Annotated in this window: 16 protein-coding genes, 2 tRNA genes and 1 pseudogene; 10 read left to right on the top strand and 9 right to left on the bottom strand. The window is 64.0% G+C overall.

Annotation, left to right across the window (positions count from 1 at the left end; genetic code table 11):
* The 3 genes from DAEP_RS0115450 to DAEP_RS0115460 all read right to left on the bottom strand — a co-directional run bounded on the left by DAEP_RS0115450 (position 1) and on the right by DAEP_RS0115460 (position 1,830).
* The gene (locus DAEP_RS0115450; RefSeq protein ID WP_027245273.1) at positions 1-969 is read right to left on the bottom strand and encodes a KpsF/GutQ family sugar-phosphate isomerase; all 969 of its coding nucleotides are present in this window, start codon (positions 967-969) and stop codon (positions 1-3) included.
* Positions 966-1,580, bottom strand: coding sequence for a ribonuclease D (locus DAEP_RS0115455; RefSeq protein ID WP_008556859.1), 615 nt, complete (start codon positions 1,578-1,580; stop codon positions 966-968). The genes DAEP_RS0115450 and DAEP_RS0115455 overlap by 4 nt, the downstream gene beginning before the upstream one ends.
* 163 nt (positions 1,581-1,743) lie before the next feature.
* Positions 1,744-1,830, bottom strand: a tRNA-Leu gene (locus tag DAEP_RS0115460).
* Positions 1,831-2,141: 311 nt separating this feature from the next.
* On the opposite strand from DAEP_RS0115460, the gene DAEP_RS0115465 reads away from it, so the two are divergent.
* Positions 2,142-2,217 (top strand) — tRNA-Thr (locus DAEP_RS0115465).
* Between the two features lie 379 nt (positions 2,218-2,596).
* Here the strand turns inward: DAEP_RS0115465 and DAEP_RS0115470 are convergent.
* The 5 genes from DAEP_RS0115470 to DAEP_RS0115490 form a co-directional block, all read right to left on the bottom strand.
* Positions 2,597-2,842, bottom strand: coding sequence for a VPEID-CTERM sorting domain-containing protein (locus tag DAEP_RS0115470; RefSeq protein ID WP_027245274.1), 246 nt, complete (start codon positions 2,840-2,842; stop codon positions 2,597-2,599).
* A gap of 140 nt (positions 2,843-2,982) precedes the next feature.
* Positions 2,983-3,711, bottom strand: a complete 729-nt coding sequence (locus tag DAEP_RS0115475) for a metallophosphoesterase (protein ID WP_027245275.1) — start codon at positions 3,709-3,711, stop codon at positions 2,983-2,985.
* Positions 3,712-3,844: 133 nt separating this feature from the next.
* The gene (locus DAEP_RS0115480) at positions 3,845-4,354 is read right to left on the bottom strand and encodes a hypothetical protein (protein WP_027245276.1); all 510 of its coding nucleotides are present in this window, start codon (positions 4,352-4,354) and stop codon (positions 3,845-3,847) included.
* Between the two features lie 175 nt (positions 4,355-4,529).
* Positions 4,530-6,131 carry an exosortase E/protease, VPEID-CTERM system gene (xrtE, locus tag DAEP_RS0115485; RefSeq protein ID WP_027245277.1) on the bottom strand — a complete coding sequence of 534 codons (1,602 nt, stop codon included), beginning with the start codon at positions 6,129-6,131 and terminating at the stop codon, positions 4,530-4,532.
* A gap of 143 nt (positions 6,132-6,274) precedes the next feature.
* Positions 6,275-7,306, bottom strand: a complete 1,032-nt coding sequence (locus DAEP_RS0115490) for an SDR family NAD(P)-dependent oxidoreductase (RefSeq protein ID WP_027245278.1) — start codon at positions 7,304-7,306, stop codon at positions 6,275-6,277.
* Positions 7,307-7,621: 315 nt separating this feature from the next.
* Here DAEP_RS0115490 and DAEP_RS23655 point away from each other — a divergent pair.
* The 3 genes and pseudogenes from DAEP_RS23655 to DAEP_RS0115500 all read left to right on the top strand — a co-directional run.
* A pseudogene (locus DAEP_RS23655) lies at positions 7,622-7,831 on the top strand (integrase core domain-containing protein); the annotation flags it as partial.
* 395 nt (positions 7,832-8,226) lie between these two features.
* Entirely contained in the window at positions 8,227-8,913 is a 687-nt protein-coding gene (locus DAEP_RS0115495) for a sugar transferase (RefSeq protein WP_027245279.1), read from the top strand.
* 104 nt (positions 8,914-9,017) lie between these two features.
* The gene (locus DAEP_RS0115500) at positions 9,018-11,162 is read left to right on the top strand and encodes a GumC family protein (protein ID WP_027245280.1); all 2,145 of its coding nucleotides are present in this window, start codon (positions 9,018-9,020) and stop codon (positions 11,160-11,162) included.
* A gap of 100 nt (positions 11,163-11,262) precedes the next feature.
* On the opposite strand, the gene DAEP_RS0115505 is transcribed toward DAEP_RS0115500, so the two are convergent.
* The gene (locus tag DAEP_RS0115505; protein ID WP_027245281.1) at positions 11,263-11,553 is read right to left on the bottom strand and encodes a hypothetical protein; all 291 of its coding nucleotides are present in this window, start codon (positions 11,551-11,553) and stop codon (positions 11,263-11,265) included.
* Between the two features lie 373 nt (positions 11,554-11,926).
* Between DAEP_RS0115505 and DAEP_RS0115510 the strand changes: the two genes are divergently transcribed.
* The 6 genes from DAEP_RS0115510 (at position 11,927) to DAEP_RS0115535 (ending at position 19,461) form a co-directional block, all read left to right on the top strand.
* Complete coding sequence (locus DAEP_RS0115510; RefSeq protein WP_245595100.1) at positions 11,927-14,005, top strand: YjbH domain-containing protein; 2,079 nt, start codon at positions 11,927-11,929, stop codon at positions 14,003-14,005.
* Entirely contained in the window at positions 14,002-14,643 is a 642-nt protein-coding gene (locus DAEP_RS22800; protein ID WP_027245283.1) for a YjbF family lipoprotein, read from the top strand. Before DAEP_RS0115510 ends, DAEP_RS22800 begins: the two co-directional genes overlap by 4 nt.
* A 25-nt stretch (positions 14,644-14,668) precedes the next feature.
* Complete coding sequence (locus DAEP_RS0115520; protein ID WP_027245284.1) at positions 14,669-16,048, top strand: polysaccharide biosynthesis/export family protein; 1,380 nt, start codon at positions 14,669-14,671, stop codon at positions 16,046-16,048.
* A 100-nt stretch (positions 16,049-16,148) separates the two neighbouring features.
* Complete coding sequence (locus tag DAEP_RS0115525; RefSeq protein WP_027245285.1) at positions 16,149-17,468, top strand: lipopolysaccharide biosynthesis protein; 1,320 nt, start codon at positions 16,149-16,151, stop codon at positions 17,466-17,468.
* Entirely contained in the window at positions 17,465-18,382 is a 918-nt protein-coding gene (locus tag DAEP_RS0115530; RefSeq protein ID WP_027245286.1) for a sulfotransferase, read from the top strand. Before DAEP_RS0115525 ends, DAEP_RS0115530 begins: the two co-directional genes overlap by 4 nt.
* Entirely contained in the window at positions 18,382-19,461 is a 1,080-nt protein-coding gene (locus DAEP_RS0115535) for a glycosyltransferase (protein WP_027245287.1), read from the top strand. Before DAEP_RS0115530 ends, DAEP_RS0115535 begins: the two co-directional genes overlap by 1 nt.
* Positions 19,462-19,490 lie beyond the last annotated feature (29 nt).

Consider the following 19,490-nt stretch of genomic DNA (forward strand, 5'->3'; position numbering starts at 1 on the left):
TCAGCCCAGGCCTGCGCGCAGGCAGTCGTGGATGTGCAGCAGGCCCTCAGCCTTCTGCCCGTTATCGGGATCGACCACAAACAGGCAGGTGATCTTGCGCTGGTTCATCACCGCAACCGCTTCCTGCGCCATGGCGCCGGGAGCGATGGTGGCGGGGCCTGCGGTCATCACCTCGGCCGCGGTCTTGTTCAGCAGCCCGTCCATGTGGCGGCGCAGGTCGCCGTCGGTGATGATGCCGGCCAGCGAGCCGTCGGCGGCGGCAACGCCCGCGACACCAAAGCCCTTCTGGCTGATTTCGATCAGCGCATCGGCCATCGGGGTGTCGCCGCTGACCAGCGGCAAGGCGTCGCCCGCGTGCATCAGGTCGCGCACCTTGCTCAGCTGCGCGCCCAGCTTGCCGCCCGGATGGAAGTCGCGGAAGTTCTCTGGGCGGAAATCGCGGTGCTTCATCAGCGCAATCGCCAGCGCATCGCCCATCGCCAGCGTCAGCGTGGTGGAGATCGACGGCACCATCCCGAACCCGCAGGCCTCGCCCAGCGAGGGGATCTGCAGATGCACGTCGGCCTGTTTCATCAGGGTGCTGTCCATCTTGCTGGACAGCCCGATCAGCGGGATCGAAAAGCGGCGGGTGAAGGCCAGCAGATTGGCCAGCTCCGGCGCCTCGCCGGAGTTGGAGATCGCCAGCACCACATCGCCTTCGGACAGCATGCCCAGATCGCCGTGGCTGGCCTCGGCCGGATGCACGAAATAGGCCGGGGTCCCGGTGGACGCCAGTGTCGCGGCAATCTTGTGGCCGATATGGCCGGATTTGCCGATGCCGCTCACGATGATGCGGCCCTTGGCTTGCAAGATCAGCTGCACCGCTTCGGCAAAGCGCTCGTCCAAGCCTTCGGCCAGGGCATTCAGCGCCTGCGCCTCATCGGTGATCACCTGCCGTGCGGTGACGAGGAATTTTTCGGAATCGGTCATGAGTGGGCAAAGATGTCAATTTCGGGCCAGCCGGCCAGGTCCAGCTTGGCGCGCATGGGAAGGAAATCGAAGCAGGCCTGAGCCATCTCAGAGCGGCCTTCGCGGGCCAGCCGCTTGTCCAGCGCCTCGCGCAGCTTGTGCAGGTGCAGCACGTCGGAGGCCGCGTAGTCAAGCTGCGCTTCGGTCAGCTCCTCCGCGCCCCAGTCGCTCATCTGCTGCTGCTTGGAGATGTCGATGCCCAAGAGTTCCTGAGTCAGGTTCTTCAGCCCGTGCCGGTCTGTATAGGTGCGCACCAGGCGGCTTGCGATCTTGGTGCAATAGACCGGCGCGGCCAGGGCGCCGAAGGCGTGGTACATGGCGGCGATGTCGAACCGGCCGAAATGGAACAGTTTCAGCACATTGGGGTCTTCCAGCATCCGGCACAGGTTGGGCGCTTCGGTCTGGCCCTTTTCGACCTGCACGATGTGCGCGTTGCCGTCGCCGCCGGACATCTGAATCACGCAAAGCCGGTCGCGGTGCGGGTTCAGCCCCATGGTCTCGCAGTCGATGGCGACAACGGGACCGAGGTCCAGCCCGTCGGGCAGGTCGTTTTTGTACAGGTGGTTGGCCACTGGAATTCCCTTTTGATGATCATCGCGCCGGCAGGGGCTGGAGAGGAGATAGGCGCTTTGGCCTTCAAACTCAACTGCGCGACGCCAAGCTGGTTTATGCGGGGCATGCATGCAGGGCCCCCGGTCAGCCGGGCGCGGCTTGGATTCAATATGTGCAGGGGAATGGTGCCCAGGAGAGGACTCGAACCTCCACGTCCATACGGACACTAGCACCTGAAGCTAGCGCGTCTACCAATTCCGCCACCTGGGCAGGTGTCGTGGGATGGGCGTATAAGATGGTTTTCCGGGGGCGTCAAACGGAAATAGCGCGCCGGAAGCGAGGTTTTCCGGGATGTGCAACCGGATCTTCAGAGGCCGCCGATGCCGCTGGCGGAGTGGCAATTTCGCTTGCCTGCGACACGGACCGGCATTATGAAACCAGCGGCGCCGGTGTAGCTCAGCTGGTAGAGCACGTCATATGTAAGTAGCGGGCCCGCTCGTGAATGACTTGCAAAACCAGTCGCTTAGAGGCGGCGCAGAGTAACTGTTAGGGCCATAGTAGGGCCGCGACGAGAGAGGAATGCCGCTGTAGCTCAGCTGGTAGAGCACGTCATTCGTAATGATGGGGTCGGGGGTTCGAGTCCCTTCAGCGGCACCATTCCTCACCATCACCCAAGAGAATTTACTACTCTAATCAACACCTTCGGCATCGCCGCAAGATGACTTTTACGCTTTCGATTTGCCAATCGGCACGGAACGTGACCCCCCTGCAGGCATCCAAAGTTGCCCCCTGATTGACGTGCGGTTTGGACCTGTCACGTTCTAGTGCCTCCCCAGGTGCTCCTTTAACAGGCCGCTGAATTAGCCAGGCCAGCGGCACGACCACAGGCCCGCCCAAGGCCGAGGCGCTTGGAACGGAGCCTGTGCAGAGTAAGGTGGCGGGCTATTGCGGTGAGAGGCGTCTACGGTGATCGCCGCAGACGCCTGATCAGCCTTGGCGGAAACGGATTTGCCCCACTAAAGGGGCCCGTTTCGAATCAGGCGCGGCGGCGGTTGACTTCCCAGGCAAGGATCAGCGCCGCGCCAACTGCGGCCAGAGCCAGCAGACCGGCACTCGCATCGATTTCCGGCACGCCATGCGCATTGCCGTTGCCGTTGCCCCCGTTGCCGTTGCCGACCCCATTCCCGTTGCCATTGCCATTGCCGGGCGCAGCAAACGCGACGGACAGGGTCATGCAGTTGACAATGAAAGCGGCATGAACGGCGGAAATAAGTTTTTTCATCTGCTTGGCCTCAAAAGATAACTGTTGAACTCCCTCACCCGAAGGCGCTTAACACTTTCTTAACCGCTGCTCAACTTGCAGCACAGCCAGGGTGCGGTTTTCGCACCCTTCTGTATCCGGTCTGCACCGGTGACCTTGCGTCAGGCAGGTTGCCCCGGAACGCTTAGGAACCGCGGCGCGCTGCCATCCAGGCAGACCGCGGACAGGGTTCCGGTGGCATAGGCGCCGGTATCAACGGCAATCCGGCCCCGCTCCGCCGCGGGCTTGCTGACGATGGTATGGCCATGCACGACCCAGACCCCGTCCCGGCGCGGGGTGCGGAAGAACTCCCGGTGCCCCCACAGCAGCGTGCCGTCCTGCTGCTCGTCTGCGGCTGTGCCGGGGTCTGCCCCGGCGTGGGCCACCAGCACAGTGCCGGACAGCAGGGAGGTCTCCAGGCCGGTAATCCAGGCAATCAGATCCTCCCCCATCGCCGCCTGCAGGCGGTCGCGGCAGCCGCGCAGCTCATCTGCGCTCATCTGCGGGCGGGCGCCGCAGATGCCGAAGGATGCCAGCGTTTGCAGCCCGCCGTTCCTGATCCAGCGGCCGCCGTCGCGGGCGGGGTTCTGCAGGAAACGCAGCAGCATATCCTCGTGATTGCCCATCAGGCAGGTAAGATCCGGGCGGGCGCTCAGATAGCGCAGCACGCCGGCGCTCTGCTCGCCCCTGTCGACGTAATCCCCTGCCAGGATGACCTGGTGATCCTGCGGCACCTGGGCCAGCATCTGCTCCAGCAGCGGCAGGCAGCCATGCACGTCGCCGATCACGCAGAGCGGCACCTCAGGCGCGGGATCCGCAAAGGCGGCGCTCTTTGCAAACTTGCGGAGCATGGATGACAGCACGATAGCCAGATCTCCCGGTAGCCTGGTTGGCGCAGTGAACCCCGGCGTGCTGCGGCGCGCCGGGGCTTTTGCAATCACTTCCGTGATACCCGCCAGCCCGCACCGGGGCAAGCTGGCCCGCTCAGGCGCTGCGGCAGGATTTCACACCCATGCGGATGATCTCGCTGCCTTTGATCTTGTAGATGCCTGAAATCCGGTTGCGGCCTTCCGCCATGAACCAGACCTTCAGCGGCTCCGGGTAGAAGTCCGCCATCACCCGGCTGAAGTAATCGAACTTCTCCTGCGCCAGGCGGCGGCCGCTGCGCGACGGGCCGTGGAAGCCGAAGGTGGTGTTCGGATCAACGCAGGCCCCCGGCAGGCCCAGGAACATCGTGCAGGTGGAATAGCAGACCCGGCCGCGGATCTCGACCCGGGTGCCGCTGCGCTTAAGGTTCTTCAGCTCGATCAGCCGGTCGTGCAGGTAACCGCCGCGGTCGCTGCCCACGACATATGTCTGCTGGGCGGCAGCTGCCTGCGGCTGCAGCACCGCAAGTGCCAGGCATGCGGCAACGGCGGCCTTGGCGGCCTTGCGGAAGACGGAACGGGTGCGCCCCGGCAGGGCAGCAGAAGATGCGAGATTCAGTGCCAGCATGATCAGATCTCCAATGCAAAAAACGGGCGTTGGAGACTGGATAGAAAACCCCTGCGCGCTGGCCGGGGTGGAGATGTGGCAAAAATTAGTACATTATCAACACTTTAGCCCGCATGTTAGGCAAATTTTAAGAGTTTTCGCCCCGTCCTGCGGCGTGCCATCCAGCGGGATGAGATCAGATCAGATCGTAATTCATGGTGGCGATGGCCACGGCAGCGATGATGGCGTTGGCCAGCATGTGCGCCTGCACGGCGCCGCCGGGGCGGCGGGTCCGCAGGTACAAAATCCCGAAGGCAACGCCCGCCGCGGCCCCTGCCAGCCAGCGGTCGTGCAGTGCCGCAAACAGCAGGCTGCTGAGCGCCAGCCCGGCCAGGACGCGCCAGGGTGCTGCAGCGGAAGTGCCGGCGGCGCGTTCCAGCACATAGGCGCGGAAGAACAGCTCTTCGATGACCGGCACCAGCAGCACCGTGCCCAGCAGGCGGCACAGGATCCAGAACGGATCCGGCGCCTGCGCCGCGCTGGCGGTGGTTTCCGGGGCCAGCAGCAGCCACATAGCCGCCACCCCGCAGCCGGTCAGCCAGTCGGCCGGCCCGGCGCGCCAGTCGATGGCCCTCAGCGCAGGCCAGAACAGCGCCAGCCCCACCATCATGAACGCCACCCGCAGCGGGTAGCCGTCGGCAGGATTTTCCCATAGCAGCGGCGTGATGGTGCCGCTCATCATGAAAAGGATGAACGGAACGATTCTGGCAAACAGCGGATCCGCCCTCAGGGGCAGGCCGGGGCGGCTGCCAGGCTTTGCTGCCCCGGTGTGGAAAAAGGCCATGTTATGGACGATGGCCAGAACCGCAAAGGCCAGCAGCGAAAACATCAGCCAGCCCGCATAGGAGTGAAACCCGTCCACCGCCAGTTTTGGCGAGACATTTGCACCCAGCCAGATCAGCGCTGAAATCCGCAGGATATTCAGGATCCAGCTCAGGCAGACCGCAACCGGGAACAGCACCGCCCAGTAGGGCCTCATGCGCAGTGTCCGGCGCGCCAGCAGCGCATAGAGCGCCATGAACACTGCCACCAGGGCCACGCCTTCGGCACCGGAACAGCCCGAGGCAATGCGGACAGAAAAGCCGTTGAGGCCGATGATGCGCTCCCCCGGCAGGGTGAACAGCTCGGTGCCCGTCAAGGCAAACACGCCGCTTACGGCCTGAAACGTCAGCCGGGTCAAGGCGCGGTTCTCGCCCCACAGCCACCCGGTCGCCTCAACGACAAGCGGGAGAAGGAAAAATCCGGCCGCCACCAGCGGCAGAAAGGCGCCGTTGCCCAGCAACCACTGTTTCCACGCGCGCAGCGGCAACAGCCAGAGCGCAGCGCCCAGGAGCGCAAACGCCCCGCCGGCAAGAAACAGCGGCGCCGCCTGGCTGAACTGCGCCTCAAGCTGGGCTAGCGGAAGCCGCCAGAGCGGCACCAGCACCAGCACCAGCCCCAGCAGATGCAGCCCGGCCGGAACCAGGCGGCGGGACGGTGCCGCGGCCGCCAGATGGGCATAGCTGTGCCAAAGACGGGGGCGGGCCGCCGTCATCAAGACAACGGCAGCACACATGAAGAAAACGCTCAGAGGAAGCGTCCGCAGGCCCCGGCAGAGAGTATATGCGGACACGTTTCCGCAGAAGAACTGGTCAGCATCATAGGTCAGCAGCCGAATGGCCGCGGCCTCGGCCACTGCCGCCAGCAGAAAAACGGCCAAACGCATGGATGCAGGCCTCAAGATCAGTTCCTGCCTCATGATCACTCCCCGGACGTGCGGTTTGGCAACAAGGTGGCGCAGCCCCTGCGCTGCGCAGTCACAACCGCTCCTTCATAATCCAGGCAGCCTCAGGTTCAAGAGGCTCGCCTTGGCCCAAGACAGCCCTGGCTGCGCCGTTTGGCTTACTGGCTGTCCGGGGCCTCCGGGTAATACGCCCGGTACCACTCAACAAACTGCGCCACGCCCTCTGCCACGCCGGTTTGGGGCGTGTAGCCCGTAAGACGCCGCAAGAGCGAGGCATCGGCCCATGTGGCGGGCACATCGCCCGCCTGCATCGGCATCAGGTTGCGCTCCGCGGTGCGGTCGGTGGCGGTCTCGACCGCGGCGATAAAATCATTCAGCTGCACCGGCTCGGAGTTGCCGATGTTGATTACACGGTGCGGCGCAACCGGCGACAGGCTGTCGCCCTCCGGCACCGCCTCGTCCGCCGGGCGTTCGGGCACCGCGTCCATCAGCAGCCGGACGGCCTCCACCAGATCGGTGATATAAGTGAAGTCGCGCTGCATGCCGCCGTAATTGTAGACGTCGATCGGCTGCCCCGCGAGGATCGCCTTGGTGAATTTGAACAGCGCCATATCAGGCCGCCCCCACGGGCCGTAGACCGTAAAGAAGCGGAACATGGTGACTGGCAGATCAAACAGATGCGCATAGGAATGCGCCATGTTCTCGGTCGCCTTTTTGGAAGCCGCATAAAAGGACATCTGGTGATCGGCTTTCTGAGTCTCCTTGTAGGGCATCTCGGTATTGGCGCCGAACGCCGAGGAGGTGGAGGCCAGCAGCATGTGCCGGGGCGGATGGGCGCGGGCGGCCTCCAGGATCTCGAAGGTGCCGGTGATGTTGCTTTCCAGATAGGAGCGGGGGTTCTCGATCGAATAGCGCACCCCGGCCTGCGCCGCGAGATGCACCACATAGTCCGGCTTGTGCTCCTCAAAGGCGCTCAGGACGACGCCGGGGTCCTCGATGCTGCGGTTGATGACGCTGAAATCCGGGTGCTGCTCCAGCATCGCCTGACGGTCCCGTTTCAGCTGCACGCTGTAGTAATCCGACAGGTTGTCGATACCAACGACGCGGAACCCGTCGTCCAGCAGGCGCCGGCACAGGTGGTAGCCGATGAAGCCGGAGGACCCGGTGACGAGAACGGTTTGCTGAGTCATCAGTCTGCTCCAGGGGCCTGTCTGAACCGCCGGGATCCGGAACCCGGCCGCAGGGTTTTGTTTTGCAAGGCGCCGGACCGCCCGCCGGGCATTATGGCAAACCGGGCTGGGGCATACCATCCCCGGCAGCGCAATCCGGCCCTGCCAGCGGGTGCGGCATAAGCAAACAGCCCCCCCGGACGGCCGCAGGCAGAGAAACGGGGGACGCGGGCCGAGGTGGTCCCCGAAAATCGGACAGCCTGCTAAGCTTGCCGCCAACGATGACGAGGAAGAACAGCGTAGCTGGCAAACGGAAGAACTACAGCGCCGGGTTGAAGGCGAAGGTGGCGAGAGGTGATCGGACGGCTATGGCGGTCCCTGAAGTGCGAGTGCGTCTACCTCCAGGCGTTTGAAGCCGGGTCGTCGGCCTGGGTTGGCGTCGGCAAATGGATCTACTTCAGCAACACCGAGAGGCCCCATTCGGCGCTAGGCGGCAGAACACAGGTAGAGGCCCATCAAGGGCCTGACCTACGGGCGGCGGCATGATCGACAGGCAAGCTTTGCAGCGCCGTAATACTGTTCGGGGAATGGGGGGCTCCCCAGAATGCCTGCCTGGCGGAGAAAACGTCGCCGGGGCTGCCTCCTGCAGGCATCATCTTTCCTTCAGGCTCTGACAGCCGAAAGAGCTGAATCGGGCCCCAGGCCACCTTGTCCGGAAACCATCATCCCGGCAGAATCAAAGCCCATCATCCACTCAGAATTGAATTGGACCAGCCAAGTCTTGCGCTCAGGACACGCTCGGGACAGAAAGGTTAACCAAGTTTCAAAAGTATAGAAAATACTACTTAAGTTTGTTGCAACTTGAGTGTAGTGAGCCCTTACCTATCCCGTTTGGCGGGTAGGTTTTGGTTAATACGTTTTGAATTTCGGAGTGTTAGACGATGCAACATTTTGCACTGACCGCGTACTCCATTGATGAATCTGTTGAATATCAGCTGCTTGGCCAATCACGGCTTGGCGGCTACTCCAGATTCGGTAAGCGGATTTTTGATATACTTTTTGCCCTTCTGCTGCTGCCCGTCCTGGTGCCTGTCATCCTTATTCTGTGGGGTGTCGTGCGTTTGGATGGCGGACCGGGGTTTTTCGGGCATACCCGTGTGGGCCAGAACGGCAAGCCGTTCAAATGCTGGAAGGTCCGCAGCATGGTGGTCGATGCCGAATCACGGCTGCAGGCCCATCTGGACAGCAACCCCGAGGCTGCTGCGGAATGGGAGCGTGACCACAAGCTGACCAACGACCCGCGCATCAACCGGCTTGGCCGGATCCTGCGCAAGACAAGCTTGGATGAACTGCCGCAGATCTGGAACGTGCTGAGGGGCGAGATGAGCTTTGTCGGCCCGCGCCCCATCGTCACCAAGGAACTGCCGAAATACGGCAGCAGCGTGTCCGCATATCTGGCCCAAAAGCCTGGAATCACCGGACTTTGGCAGATCTCCGGCCGCAATGACATCAGCTATGATGAGCGGGTGGCACTGGACGTGGCCTATCTGTCCTGCCGCGGTTTCTTCAAGGATCTGAAGATCATCCTCCGCACAGGTGCAGCAGTGCTGGGCAGAACCGGCCGCTGAGGCCGGTGCCGGTCCGCAGGACTTTCTTCTCAAAGCCCCCGCGTGTATGCGGGGGATGATGCGCGTGTGCAGCGCGCATCAATCAGTACGGTACTTGGGTATTCATGAAACAGACGCCTTTGAACGAAGCTTCCTTCCCTGTGCAGCGCCCCTCGCCCGCCGAAACGCCGGATGACGATGTCATAGATCTCGGCGCCTTGTTCGCCACCCTGTGGCGCGGCAAGTGGATCATGCTGCTGGCGACCGCGGCGGCCATTTTCCTGGGCGGGATTTACGCCTTTGTCGCCGCAGTGCCGCAGTACACCTCCAGCGCCGTGGTGATGCTTGAGACCAAGCAGGAAAGCGTGGTTGATCTGCAAAGCGTCGTCAGCGGCCTGTCGGGCGATTACACCGAGGTGAATTCCGAGCTGGAAGTGCTGCAATCGCGCGGGCTGATGAGCAAGGTCGTCGATAAGCTCAACCTGATGGACGACCCGGAGTTCAACGGAACCCTCGTTGAGCCTTCCGCGCTGGGATCGCTGGTCTGGACGGTGAAATCGCAGATCAAATCGCTGCTGGGCCTGCAAAAACCGGCGGAAGAGATGCCGGAAGAGCTGGTTGAACAGCTGATCCGGGACAGTGTGGTCTCGACCCTGCTGGACAAGATCTCGGTGCGCAACGTGCCCAATACCCTGGTGTTCGAGGTTACGGCAGAGACTGAGTCCGCCCGCAAATCGGCTCTGATCGCCGACACGATCGTGGATCTCTACATCCTCAACCAGATCGAGGTGAAATTCGACGCCACCGAACAGGCCACAACCTGGCTGACCGGCCGCGTGGCGGAGCTTAAGGCAGAACTGGAAACCGCCGAGGCCAAGGCCAATGAATTCAATGCCGGCACTGCCCTGGTCTCGCCTGAGGCGCTGCAGGCGCAGGAGGTGCAGCTGAAGGATCTGCGCGAGCGCATTGCGCTTGCCAAAACCGCTGAGGAGACCGCGCAGGTGCGCTACGGTGCGCTGCGCGCGGCGGAATCCCGCGAAGATCAGGCGGAGATCGGCCAGGACCGGCAGCTGCAGCGTTTGCTGGCGCAGGCGGACACCGCCGCGGGCGGGGCTGCGTTTGACACAGCCTTCCAGCGGCTTCTCGCCCGCGCCGCGCTGGATGCCCGCCGCGCAACGCAGCAGCTGCAGACGCTGGTGCAGTCGGAGGCGGAACTATCCAGGCAGACGGCGCGGCAGAGCGAGGATCTGATCACCCTTCAGCAGCTCACCCGCGAGGCGGAAGCTGTGCGGCTGCTTTATGAATACTTCCTGACCCGTCTCAAGGAGACCTCGGCGCAGGAGGGCATCCAGAAGGCGGACAGCCGCCTGCTGTCGCGGGCGGTGATTCCCCTGCGCCCCTCCGCACCCAAGAAATCGCTGATCCTTGCGATGAGCGGAATTCTGGGGCTGATGGCGGGCGCAGGCATCGTGCTGCTGATTGAAGCGCGACGCCGGGGCATCCGCTCCGCTCAGGAACTGGAGCGCAAGACCGGATACAGCGTGCTGGGGCAGATCCCGGTGTTCCCGGCCAGCGGCCGCCGCAAGGTGCTGGAATACCTGGCCGAGAAACCCTCGTCCGCCACTGCGGAAGCGGTGCGCAACCTGCGCACCTCGCTGATGCTGTCCAATGTGGATCATCCGCCGCAGGTCGTGGTCCTGACCTCCTCCCTGCCGGGGGAAGGCAAAACCACCAACTCGCTGGCGCTGGCGCAGAATTTCGTTGGCATCGGCAAGAAGGTTCTGCTGGTCGAGGGCGACATCCGGCGCCGGACGATGACGGCCCAGCTCAGCAATGTGCCGCCGCAGGGCATTGTCTCGGTGCTGGCAGGCGACATCCCTGCTGAGCAAGCCATCTTCCAGGATCCGCTCTTGGGCTGTGACATCCTGGCGGGGGAAAAGACCTCGGCCAATGCCGCCGACCTTTTTGCGTCGGAGCGGTTCCGTGTCTTCCTGGAGGAGATGCGGCAGCGCTACGATGTCATTCTGATCGACACGCCGCCGGTGCTGATTGTTTCAGACGCCCGGCTGATCGCCCGCAATGCGGATGCGGTGCTGCTGACCGTGAAATGGGACGACACTGCCGAACAGGATGTGGCAGAAGCCCTGCGGCTGTTCCACACCGACAACCAGCGCCTGACCGGGATGATCCTGGGTCAGATCAACACCCGCCGGATGAAGCAGTATGGCTACAGCTACGGGGACTATGGCTCGAAATATTACGCCAACTGACGATTTGGAGCCGGAGAAGACGGCTTGAAAAAGAAACGGCGCGCCCCGCAGGGGGCGCGCCGTTCACTTTTGCAGTCTGCAGGCCGCGGTTGCGGGTGCTTCAGTTCGTGCTGACGGTGCTTGTGGTGGACGGGGTCGCGCCGCCGCCTGCCGCGGCTGCGAGTCCGGCGGCAGCAGCTGCCGCTCCAAGCGCGGGTGCCACCAGCGGCACAAAGCCGGTGACGCCTTCCGCCTCTGCCGCAGAGGCGGCGTCTGCCAGCGCTGCAAGACACTCGTCATCGTCAGTGTTCTGGGTATCTTCGCAATCGTCCTTAGCGGTTGCGGGGCTGACACTCTGGGCAGCAGCGCCGGTTGCGGAAAGGGCCAGGGCCAAAAGGGTAATCCGGATCATCGTCAATCTCCTAAACCTATTCGGCGCCACGCTATCATGCTCCGCCGGCTCTGCAAATGCTGCACTGCTGCAAAGCTGCCGGTATGTGTCCAAAATGGTGTTTTTCCGCCGCTGTCCGGCGCGAATGCCGCTAGGGGGAAACAGAAGAAGCCGCGCAACCGCAGGTTTTGCTGCGGCAAGGGTTGCACTGACGGCCCAAACAGGGAAAGAGACAGGCAGATTCGCCACAGCAGAAAGACATTTCCGGCCTTTTCTCCAGCCTGCGGGACAGTCCGCCGAAAAACGGATAAAGGGGCGGCAGGCCAGCAGTACATTCTTAGACGGTATGACAGATTTGATTTTCCAGGGACGGCAATTGCTTTCGGCGGCTCTCATGGCTGCCGCCCCGGCACTGGCCCCCGCACTGGCCCAGGCGCAAAGCACTTCGGTCTACGGCACGCCGGGATTGATCGAAACGCCTACGGCTGAAATGTATCCCGATGGCACCCTGGCCTTTACCAGCGGTGTGCTGGACCAGACCCTGCGGGCCACGATGACCTTTCAGATGCTGCCCTGGGTGCATGGCAGCTTCCGCTATGCGGTGATCGAGGGATTCGACGGGGAGATCGGCGACCGCTTCGACCGCAGCTTCGACCTGCACTTCCAGTTGCGCGAGGAAGGCCGGACGTCCCCGGCCCTGGCGCTGGGCCTGCGCGACTTCGGCGGCACCGGCATCTATGCCTCGGAGTATCTGGTTGCTACCAAGACCTTCCGGGACCGGCTGAAACTGTCCGGCGGCATCGGCTGGGGACGGCTGGCCGGACGCGGCAGCTTCTCCAACCCTCTGGGTCTGCTCAGCAGCCGGTTCGACACCCGCAGCGACCCCCGTGCGGGCAACATCACCGAAACGGGGCGGCTGGATTTCGGCAATTGGTTCCGGGGCGATGCGGCGCTGTTTGGCGGCGCCAGCTGGGCCTACAGCGACCGCTTGACCCTGCTCGCGGAATACTCCCCGGACCTCTACACCAAAGAGCGGGACCGCATCGGTTTCGAGGTCAGCTCGCCGTTCAACTTCGGCGCCCAGTACCGTCTGAAGAACGGATCGCAGGTGACCGCCGCCTTCATGTACGGCACCACCCTGGGGCTCAACTACAGCTATTTCATCGACCCGCGGCAAAGCGTGGCGCCGGGCGGGCAGGGCGCTTCGCCGCCGCCGCTGCAGCCGATCGACCGGGTGGCGCTGGCCAGCTGGAACCTGCCTGATACCGCTGCGCCGGGCCGCAGGCAGCAGGTCCTGACCCGCAGCCTGGAACAGGAAGGGCTGCGGCTGGTCTATCTGGAAGACGCAGGCGGCACGCTGCGGATCGGGGTTGAAAACGGCACCTACGGCCAGGCGGCGCAGGCTATCGGGCGGGCGGCGCGGGTGCTGGCCAATACCCAGCCAGCCCGGGTGCAAAGCTTTGATATCGCGCTGATGTCGAATGGTGTGCCGCTCAGCTCCGTGCGCATCGCCCGCCAGGACCTCTATGAGCTGGAGCATGATCCCGACGGGGCCTGGCGCAGCTTTGCCCGGGCCGAGGTGTCCGACAGCCTGACGCTGGTCAGGGGCGGCTTCACCGATGCGGCCTATCCGAATTTCAGCTACCGGTTCGGCCCCTATCTGCAGGCTTCGTTCTTCGACCCGGATGCGCCGCTGCGCTATGAAATCGGCGCCCAGATGGGGCTGGATTACACCGCCGCCCCGGGTTTCACCCTGTCTGCCGGGCTGCGCCAGCCGGCCGCCGGCAACCTGGACGACAGCCAGCGGCAGTCGAACTCGGTGATCCAGCGGGTGCGGTCCGACTGGGGGATCTACGCCCGGGAGTCCGATCTGCGCGTCGAGCATCTGACCGCCGAATACATCTGGCGTCCCGGTACCGACCTTTATGCCCGCACCACGGCGGGGTATCTGGAGACCATGTACGGCGGCGTCTCGGCCGAAGTGCTGTGGTTCCCGGCGGACAGCCGCCTGGCGCTGGGTGCCGAGGTGAATTACGTCAAGCAGCGCGATTTTGACGTGCTGTTCGGGTTCCAGGACTACTCGGTCGCGACCGGCCATGTCTCCGCCTATTATGATTTGCCCGGCGAATACCACGCGCAGGTGGACGCAGGCCGCTATCTGGCCGGCGACTACGGGGCCACCGTCACGCTCGACCGCGAATTTGCCAATGGCTTCAAGGTCGGCGCCTTCTTTACCCTGACCACGGTCAGCTTCGACGATTTCGGCGAAGGCTCCTTTGACAAGGGGATCCGGCTGGAAATTCCGGTGTCCTGGCTGACCGGCCGCCCGTCGCGCGACCGGCTGGCGCAGGTGATCCGCCCGGTGCTGCGCGATGGCGGCGCCCGGCTTAACGTGCGCAACCGGCTGTATGGCGTGACCCGCGAGGCGCGCGCCCAGCAGCTGGCCAAGGGATGGGGGAGGTTCCTGCGATGAAGCTGTTCCGCACTGCCCTGATCTGCCTGCTGCTGGCGTCCTGCGGCGACGCCAGGGACGAACTCGACCTGCTGCGCGGCGCGCTGCAGCCCGATGCGCCCCGGTTCCATCCGCGCGCCAACGCGCTGGCCTCTGTGCGCCCGATCCCGCCGCGGCTGGAGGTGAGCTTTCCCAGCCGCGACCTGAGCGGTGTCATGCTGCTGGAGACCGAGCGGGCCGGGGTGCAGACCTGGCTCACCGCCGATGGCGCCACGATCACACTGGAGCGCGGCTTTCTCACCTCCGCCAAGGGGTTCGGCTCTGGTCTGGCGGCCTCGGATGTGCGGCAAAGCGCGGCGCTGGTGCTGGCCCGGCAGGAGGGCACGGCAGAGCGGTTCCACAGTTTTCTGAACGGCAACGACCAGATTGAGCTGCACGCCTACAAATGCGTTGTGACGCGTCTGGGGCCGGAGAGCATTTTTCTGCGCGGCCTGCCGGTTGCCGCGCAAAAGCTGGAAGAACGCTGCCACGGGGTAGCGGAAAGCTTCACAAATACCTATTGGGTGCGGCAGGGAGTCCCCGAGGTTTTGCAATCCTCGCAGTGGACCGGCAGCTTCCTTGGCAACCTCTTTATGAAGACGGTGCCGGATGAGATTTGATTGTAAGATGATTGGAGGACGCACCGTGCGCCGCATTTCCGTTGCCCTCAGCGCTCTGGCTCTGGCTGGACTGATGTCAGGCTGCTCAACCGTCTACCGCAGCCCTGCCGTGAAGGCCGGCGTGTCGGACGCGGGCAAGGTCCGGGTGGTTGCCGTGACCCCGGAAACCGTTCTCGTCGCCAACCGCGCCGCCTATCAGCCCAAGACCCTGCCTGCCGTCTTCCAGATCTCTGCAGGCTCGGGTGCCGGGGCCAGCCCGCGCGGCCTGGGCCGGCTGCCCGACGCGCCCTCCACCCAGGGCGGCAGCCGCCAGGAGCTGCGGCTTGATCCGCCGCCGAACGTCGATCCGGGACCCTATACCATCGGCACCGGCGATGTGGTGGTGCTGTCGACCCCGTCGACGCAAGGCACCGTGGCAGAACTGTCGGGCCTGCTGGCGGCGCAGAACAGCCGCAACGGGTATACCGTGCAGGATGACGGCTCGATCAACATTCCGGACGTGGGCCGGGTGCGGATTGCCGGCCTCACCGTGGACGAGGCCGAGGCGCTCCTGTTCCAGCGCCTGGTGGAAAGCCAGATCGACCCGACCTTCAGCCTCGAGATTTCCGAATTCAATTCCCGCCGGGTCTCGATCGGCGGCGCCGTGGGCCAGCCCGGCGTCTACCCCATCACCCTGACGCCGCTCACTCTGGGCGAGGCGCTGGCGGCGGCGGGGTCGGTCTCGGTGGCGGATATCGACACAAGCTCGGTCCGGATTTACCGGGATGGCGCAATGTACCAGATCCCGCTGGAGGATCTGTATGCCCGCTCCGAACTGCAGCAGCTCAAGCTGCTGGCGGATGACTCCGTGTTTGTGGATACCGATTACGACCTTGGCCGCGCCGAGCGTTACTTCGCGCAGCAGATCCAGCTGCAGCAAACCACGCTGGCGGGCCGCCGCGCTGCGATTGACGAGCTGACCGCCGCCCTCACCCTGCGCCGCGCCGACCTTGATGAGCGGCGCGATAACTTCTCCCAGGCGCTGGAGCTGGACGCGGTTGACAGGGATTACGTCTATCTCAGCGGCGAGGTCCGCACCCAGGGCCGCTACACGCTGCCGTTCGGCCGCAAGGCGACGCTGGCCGATGCGCTGTTCGACACCGGCGGCGGCATCGCCAAGGAAACCGGAGACGCCTCGGAAGTCTACGTGCTGCGCGCCTCCGATGACATCCGCGAGTTCGGTGCGGTGACAGCCTGGCACTTGGACGTGCGCAACGCCGCGCATCTGCCGCTGGCCGCCCGGTTTGAGCTGCGCCCCGACGATATCGTGTTTGTGGCCGAAAACCCTGTCACCCGCTGGGGCCGCACCATCAACCAGATCACACCCTCTCTGATCACCGCTCCGATTAATGCGGTGGCGGACTGATCCGCGGACTTTCCCGGCCTGAGAGCCGCACGCTGCAGGCCTCCTGTTGGGAGGAATGCGTATTTCTTGCGAACGCAGTTTGATAAAGAGTTTTGTCACGATGAAGGTTTTGCACCGGCTCAAAAGCAACAAGATGCTCCTGCGCCTGCTTGGCGGCGGCGCCATTGCGGTGCTGATCAAAGGGTCAGCCGCCGCGGCGTCACTGGCCATGTTCACCGCATTGGCCTGGGTCACCGACACAGAGAGCTTTGGGGTCATCGGCTTCTGCTTTTCGCTTGCAACGCTGCTCGCGGTTGCAGGGTCTATGGGGCAGCGCATGATGTCCCTGAAGGACGCTGCCATCGCCCACGAAAATGCGGACGGCAGCCAGCTCGCCCTGATCGGAAAATCCAGCCTCCTGCTTGTCGTTCTGGGCACGCTGGCCTTTGCGTTGTTGCTGGTTCCGGCCAAGGCCTTCGGCCTCCTTCAGCTGGACGCGCAGGTGTTTGCGGCCATGGCTGTCCTCGCCGCCGCCTTGGCGTTCGCCGAGAACGCCGTTCACTTTTTCCGCGGATACCGGACGATTGCGTTTTCCCTGCTGCCGCGGGATATTTTCTGGCGGCTGGCAGTTCTGGCAGTCTGCCTGGGCCTTTGGGCGTTTTCGCTAAGCCTCTCTGCGGCAGCCGCTGTGTGGTTGCTCGGCCTGCCCTTGTTTGCGCTGATCCTCTTTCAAGCCGGAAGCGATCCGCATCTGCGCAGGCCCATAGCACTGCGAGAGCTGTTTGCGGCCGCGGCTGCACGGGTGCGGACAGGGTTGCCGCTTTGGGGCACGTCGCTGATCCAGACGGTTGGCGGGCCGGTGCTGGCGCCGGTCATTCTGGGCGTGGTGCTCTCGCCCGATGAGGTCGGCCCCTTCTTCGCCGCCTTCAGGATCGCGCTTGTCCTGGACCTCTTCACCCTCGCATCCGCCATGGTCGTGGCGCCGCTGGTTGCCCGCGGGCATGCCAACGGGAATTTCGCCGAAACACAGGCCATGCTGCGCTACTCTGTCCTGCTCGTCAGCATGGCCACACTGGTCAGCTTTCTGATCATCGTGTTTTACGGCGACTGGCTGCTCGCCCTGATGAACCCGGACTTTGCAACCGCAGCTCCCGCCCTGACAGTTCTGGGGGCCGGCTTTCTTATTTCCGTCTGCTGCGGGCCGGTGCCCAACATCCTGGAGCTTGCAGGCCAGGAGAAGACGCTGCTGCGGCGGCTGGTCTGGTTCAACTTCATTTGCCTCGCCGCCCTGGTCCCGGCCACTGAGCACTTTGGCATGACCGGCGCGGCGTTCTGCACCGCAGGGCTGCGCGCTGTCACGCATATTACCCTATTATTTACCGTCAAAAAGCGGGTCGGCATCGACCCTTCCATTTTCTCATTGTGGAGCAAAGCCGCATGAGCACCCCGAATTTCTTTCTGATCGGCGCCCCCAAGTGCGGCACCACCGCAATTGCCGAATACTTGTCTGAACGCGAAGATGTCTTCTTCTCCAAACCCAAGGAACCGCTGTTCTGGTGCAGCGATCTGGGGATTGAACCGCACGCGCTGCGCCCGGAAACGCAGGCGGAATATGACGCCCTGTTCGCCGCCGCCGACCCGGCGCGGCACAAGATTATCGGCGAGGGGACAACCTCCTATTTGCGCTCAGCGCAGGCCGTCAGCACATGCGCCAGCCGCTACCCGGAGGCGAAGTTCGTGGCGATCCTGAGAAACCCCGCTGATGTGGCCCACGCCTTCCATATGGAGCAGCTGTACACCGGCCTGGAAACCGAGCAGGACTTTGCCGCCGCGTGGCAGGATCAGGCCCGCCGCGAGGCCGAATGGGACGCGGCCAGGGACGGCCGCCCGGACAGCCTGCTCTACCGGCGGATCGCGGCGTTTTCGCCGCAGATCGAGCGGTTCTTTGAGCTAGTGCCCGCCTCCCGGCGCAAGGTGATCATCTATGACGATTTCCGCGATAACCCGCGGGCGGTCTGGCTGGACCTGCTGTCCTTCCTCGGGCTGCCGGACGACGGGCGCACGGATTTTTCGCCCCGCAATGCCGCCCACGCCCAGCGGTTTCCCCGGCTGTCGCATTTCCTGCTGGCGCCTCCGAAACCGCTGGCCCCGGCGGTCAGGGCGCTGCGCCTGGCGCTTCTGGCGCGCGACAGCAAGGCGGTTGCCGCGCTCAAGGGCTTCCTGAACGTCAAACGCCCCCGGTCCCGGCTGGACGACGCGCTGCGGGCGGAAATGACCGCCTGGTTCCGCCCCGGCGTGGAGCGCCTGGAAACCCTGCTGCAGCGCGACCTGTCCGCCTGGAAGGGAGAGGCGTGATGAGGCTTTACGTGGATGCACGCCTGCCTTGGGGATCCGGGATCGGGCGCTATGTGGCCTCGATCCTGCCGCACATGATTGCCGCCCGTCCTGAGTGGACATTTATCCTTGGCGTGCAGCAGGGAAACAGCCATCCCGATTTGCGCAGGATTGCCGAAGCTGCCAACGTGAGTGTGCGCGAAATCCCCATCGCTCCCTTCAGCCTGGAGGAGCAGCGGCACCTGCACGCAGCCGCCGGACCGCATGATTTGGCCTGGTTCACCAATTACTGGGTGCCGTTTTTCTGGCGCTCCCCCTTTGTTGTGACCGTGCATGACCTGCTGCATCAGCGCCCCGATCTCTTTCCTGCGCCGGCTGCCAAACGCATCGCCAGCCGGATGATGCTGGCCAATCTGCGGCGGCGGGCCCGCTCCGTGATCTTCGTCTCCGGCTTTACCCGCCGGGAGTTTATCCGCACGGCCGGCGCCCCGCGGGACTGCCGGGTCATCCATCACGGCTCCGACCACTTCCCCGCGGCTCTGCCCCCGTTTTCAAAAACCAAAAGCGCCCTGATCGTCGGGGCGCCCAAGCTGCACAAGAACATGGCGCTGGCCATCGAGGCCTGGGCCGCTGCGGCGCCGGAAGACCCGTGGCGTCTGACCGTCGTCTCGCCCGGTGACGAGCTGCGCAGTTCGGTGCCGCTGGGCCAGGCCCAGGGCTCTGTCGTGTTCCGTTCCGGACTTTCAAACGAGGAGCTGGCACGTCTCTACCGCGAGGCCGCGGTGGTGCTGTTTCCAACGAAATACGAAGGCTTCGGCTTCCCCGTCATCGAAGCGGCGCTGAACGGCGCTTATATCCTGTCCTCCACGGCGGAGGCTTTGCAGGAGGTGGCCCGGGACATGGAGGTCACCTTCCTGGACCCCGACGACAAGAGCGCCTGGGTCCGGGCGATCAGGGAGACGCTGCAGAAACCGCTGCCTGCCTGCGACACACCGGAAATCGCCCGGAATATCGCTGCCGCACAGGATTACCGCTGGGCGGACGCGGCGCAGCAGACGGTTGAGGATTTGGAGCTTAATATGGGCAATAGAACCAAATGACCGTCAATAGGTGGTATTTCATAGCAACC

Source organism: Leisingera daeponensis DSM 23529, assembly GCF_000473145.1.
In the GTDB taxonomy this organism is placed as follows: Bacteria; Pseudomonadota; Alphaproteobacteria; order Rhodobacterales; family Rhodobacteraceae; genus Leisingera; species Leisingera daeponensis.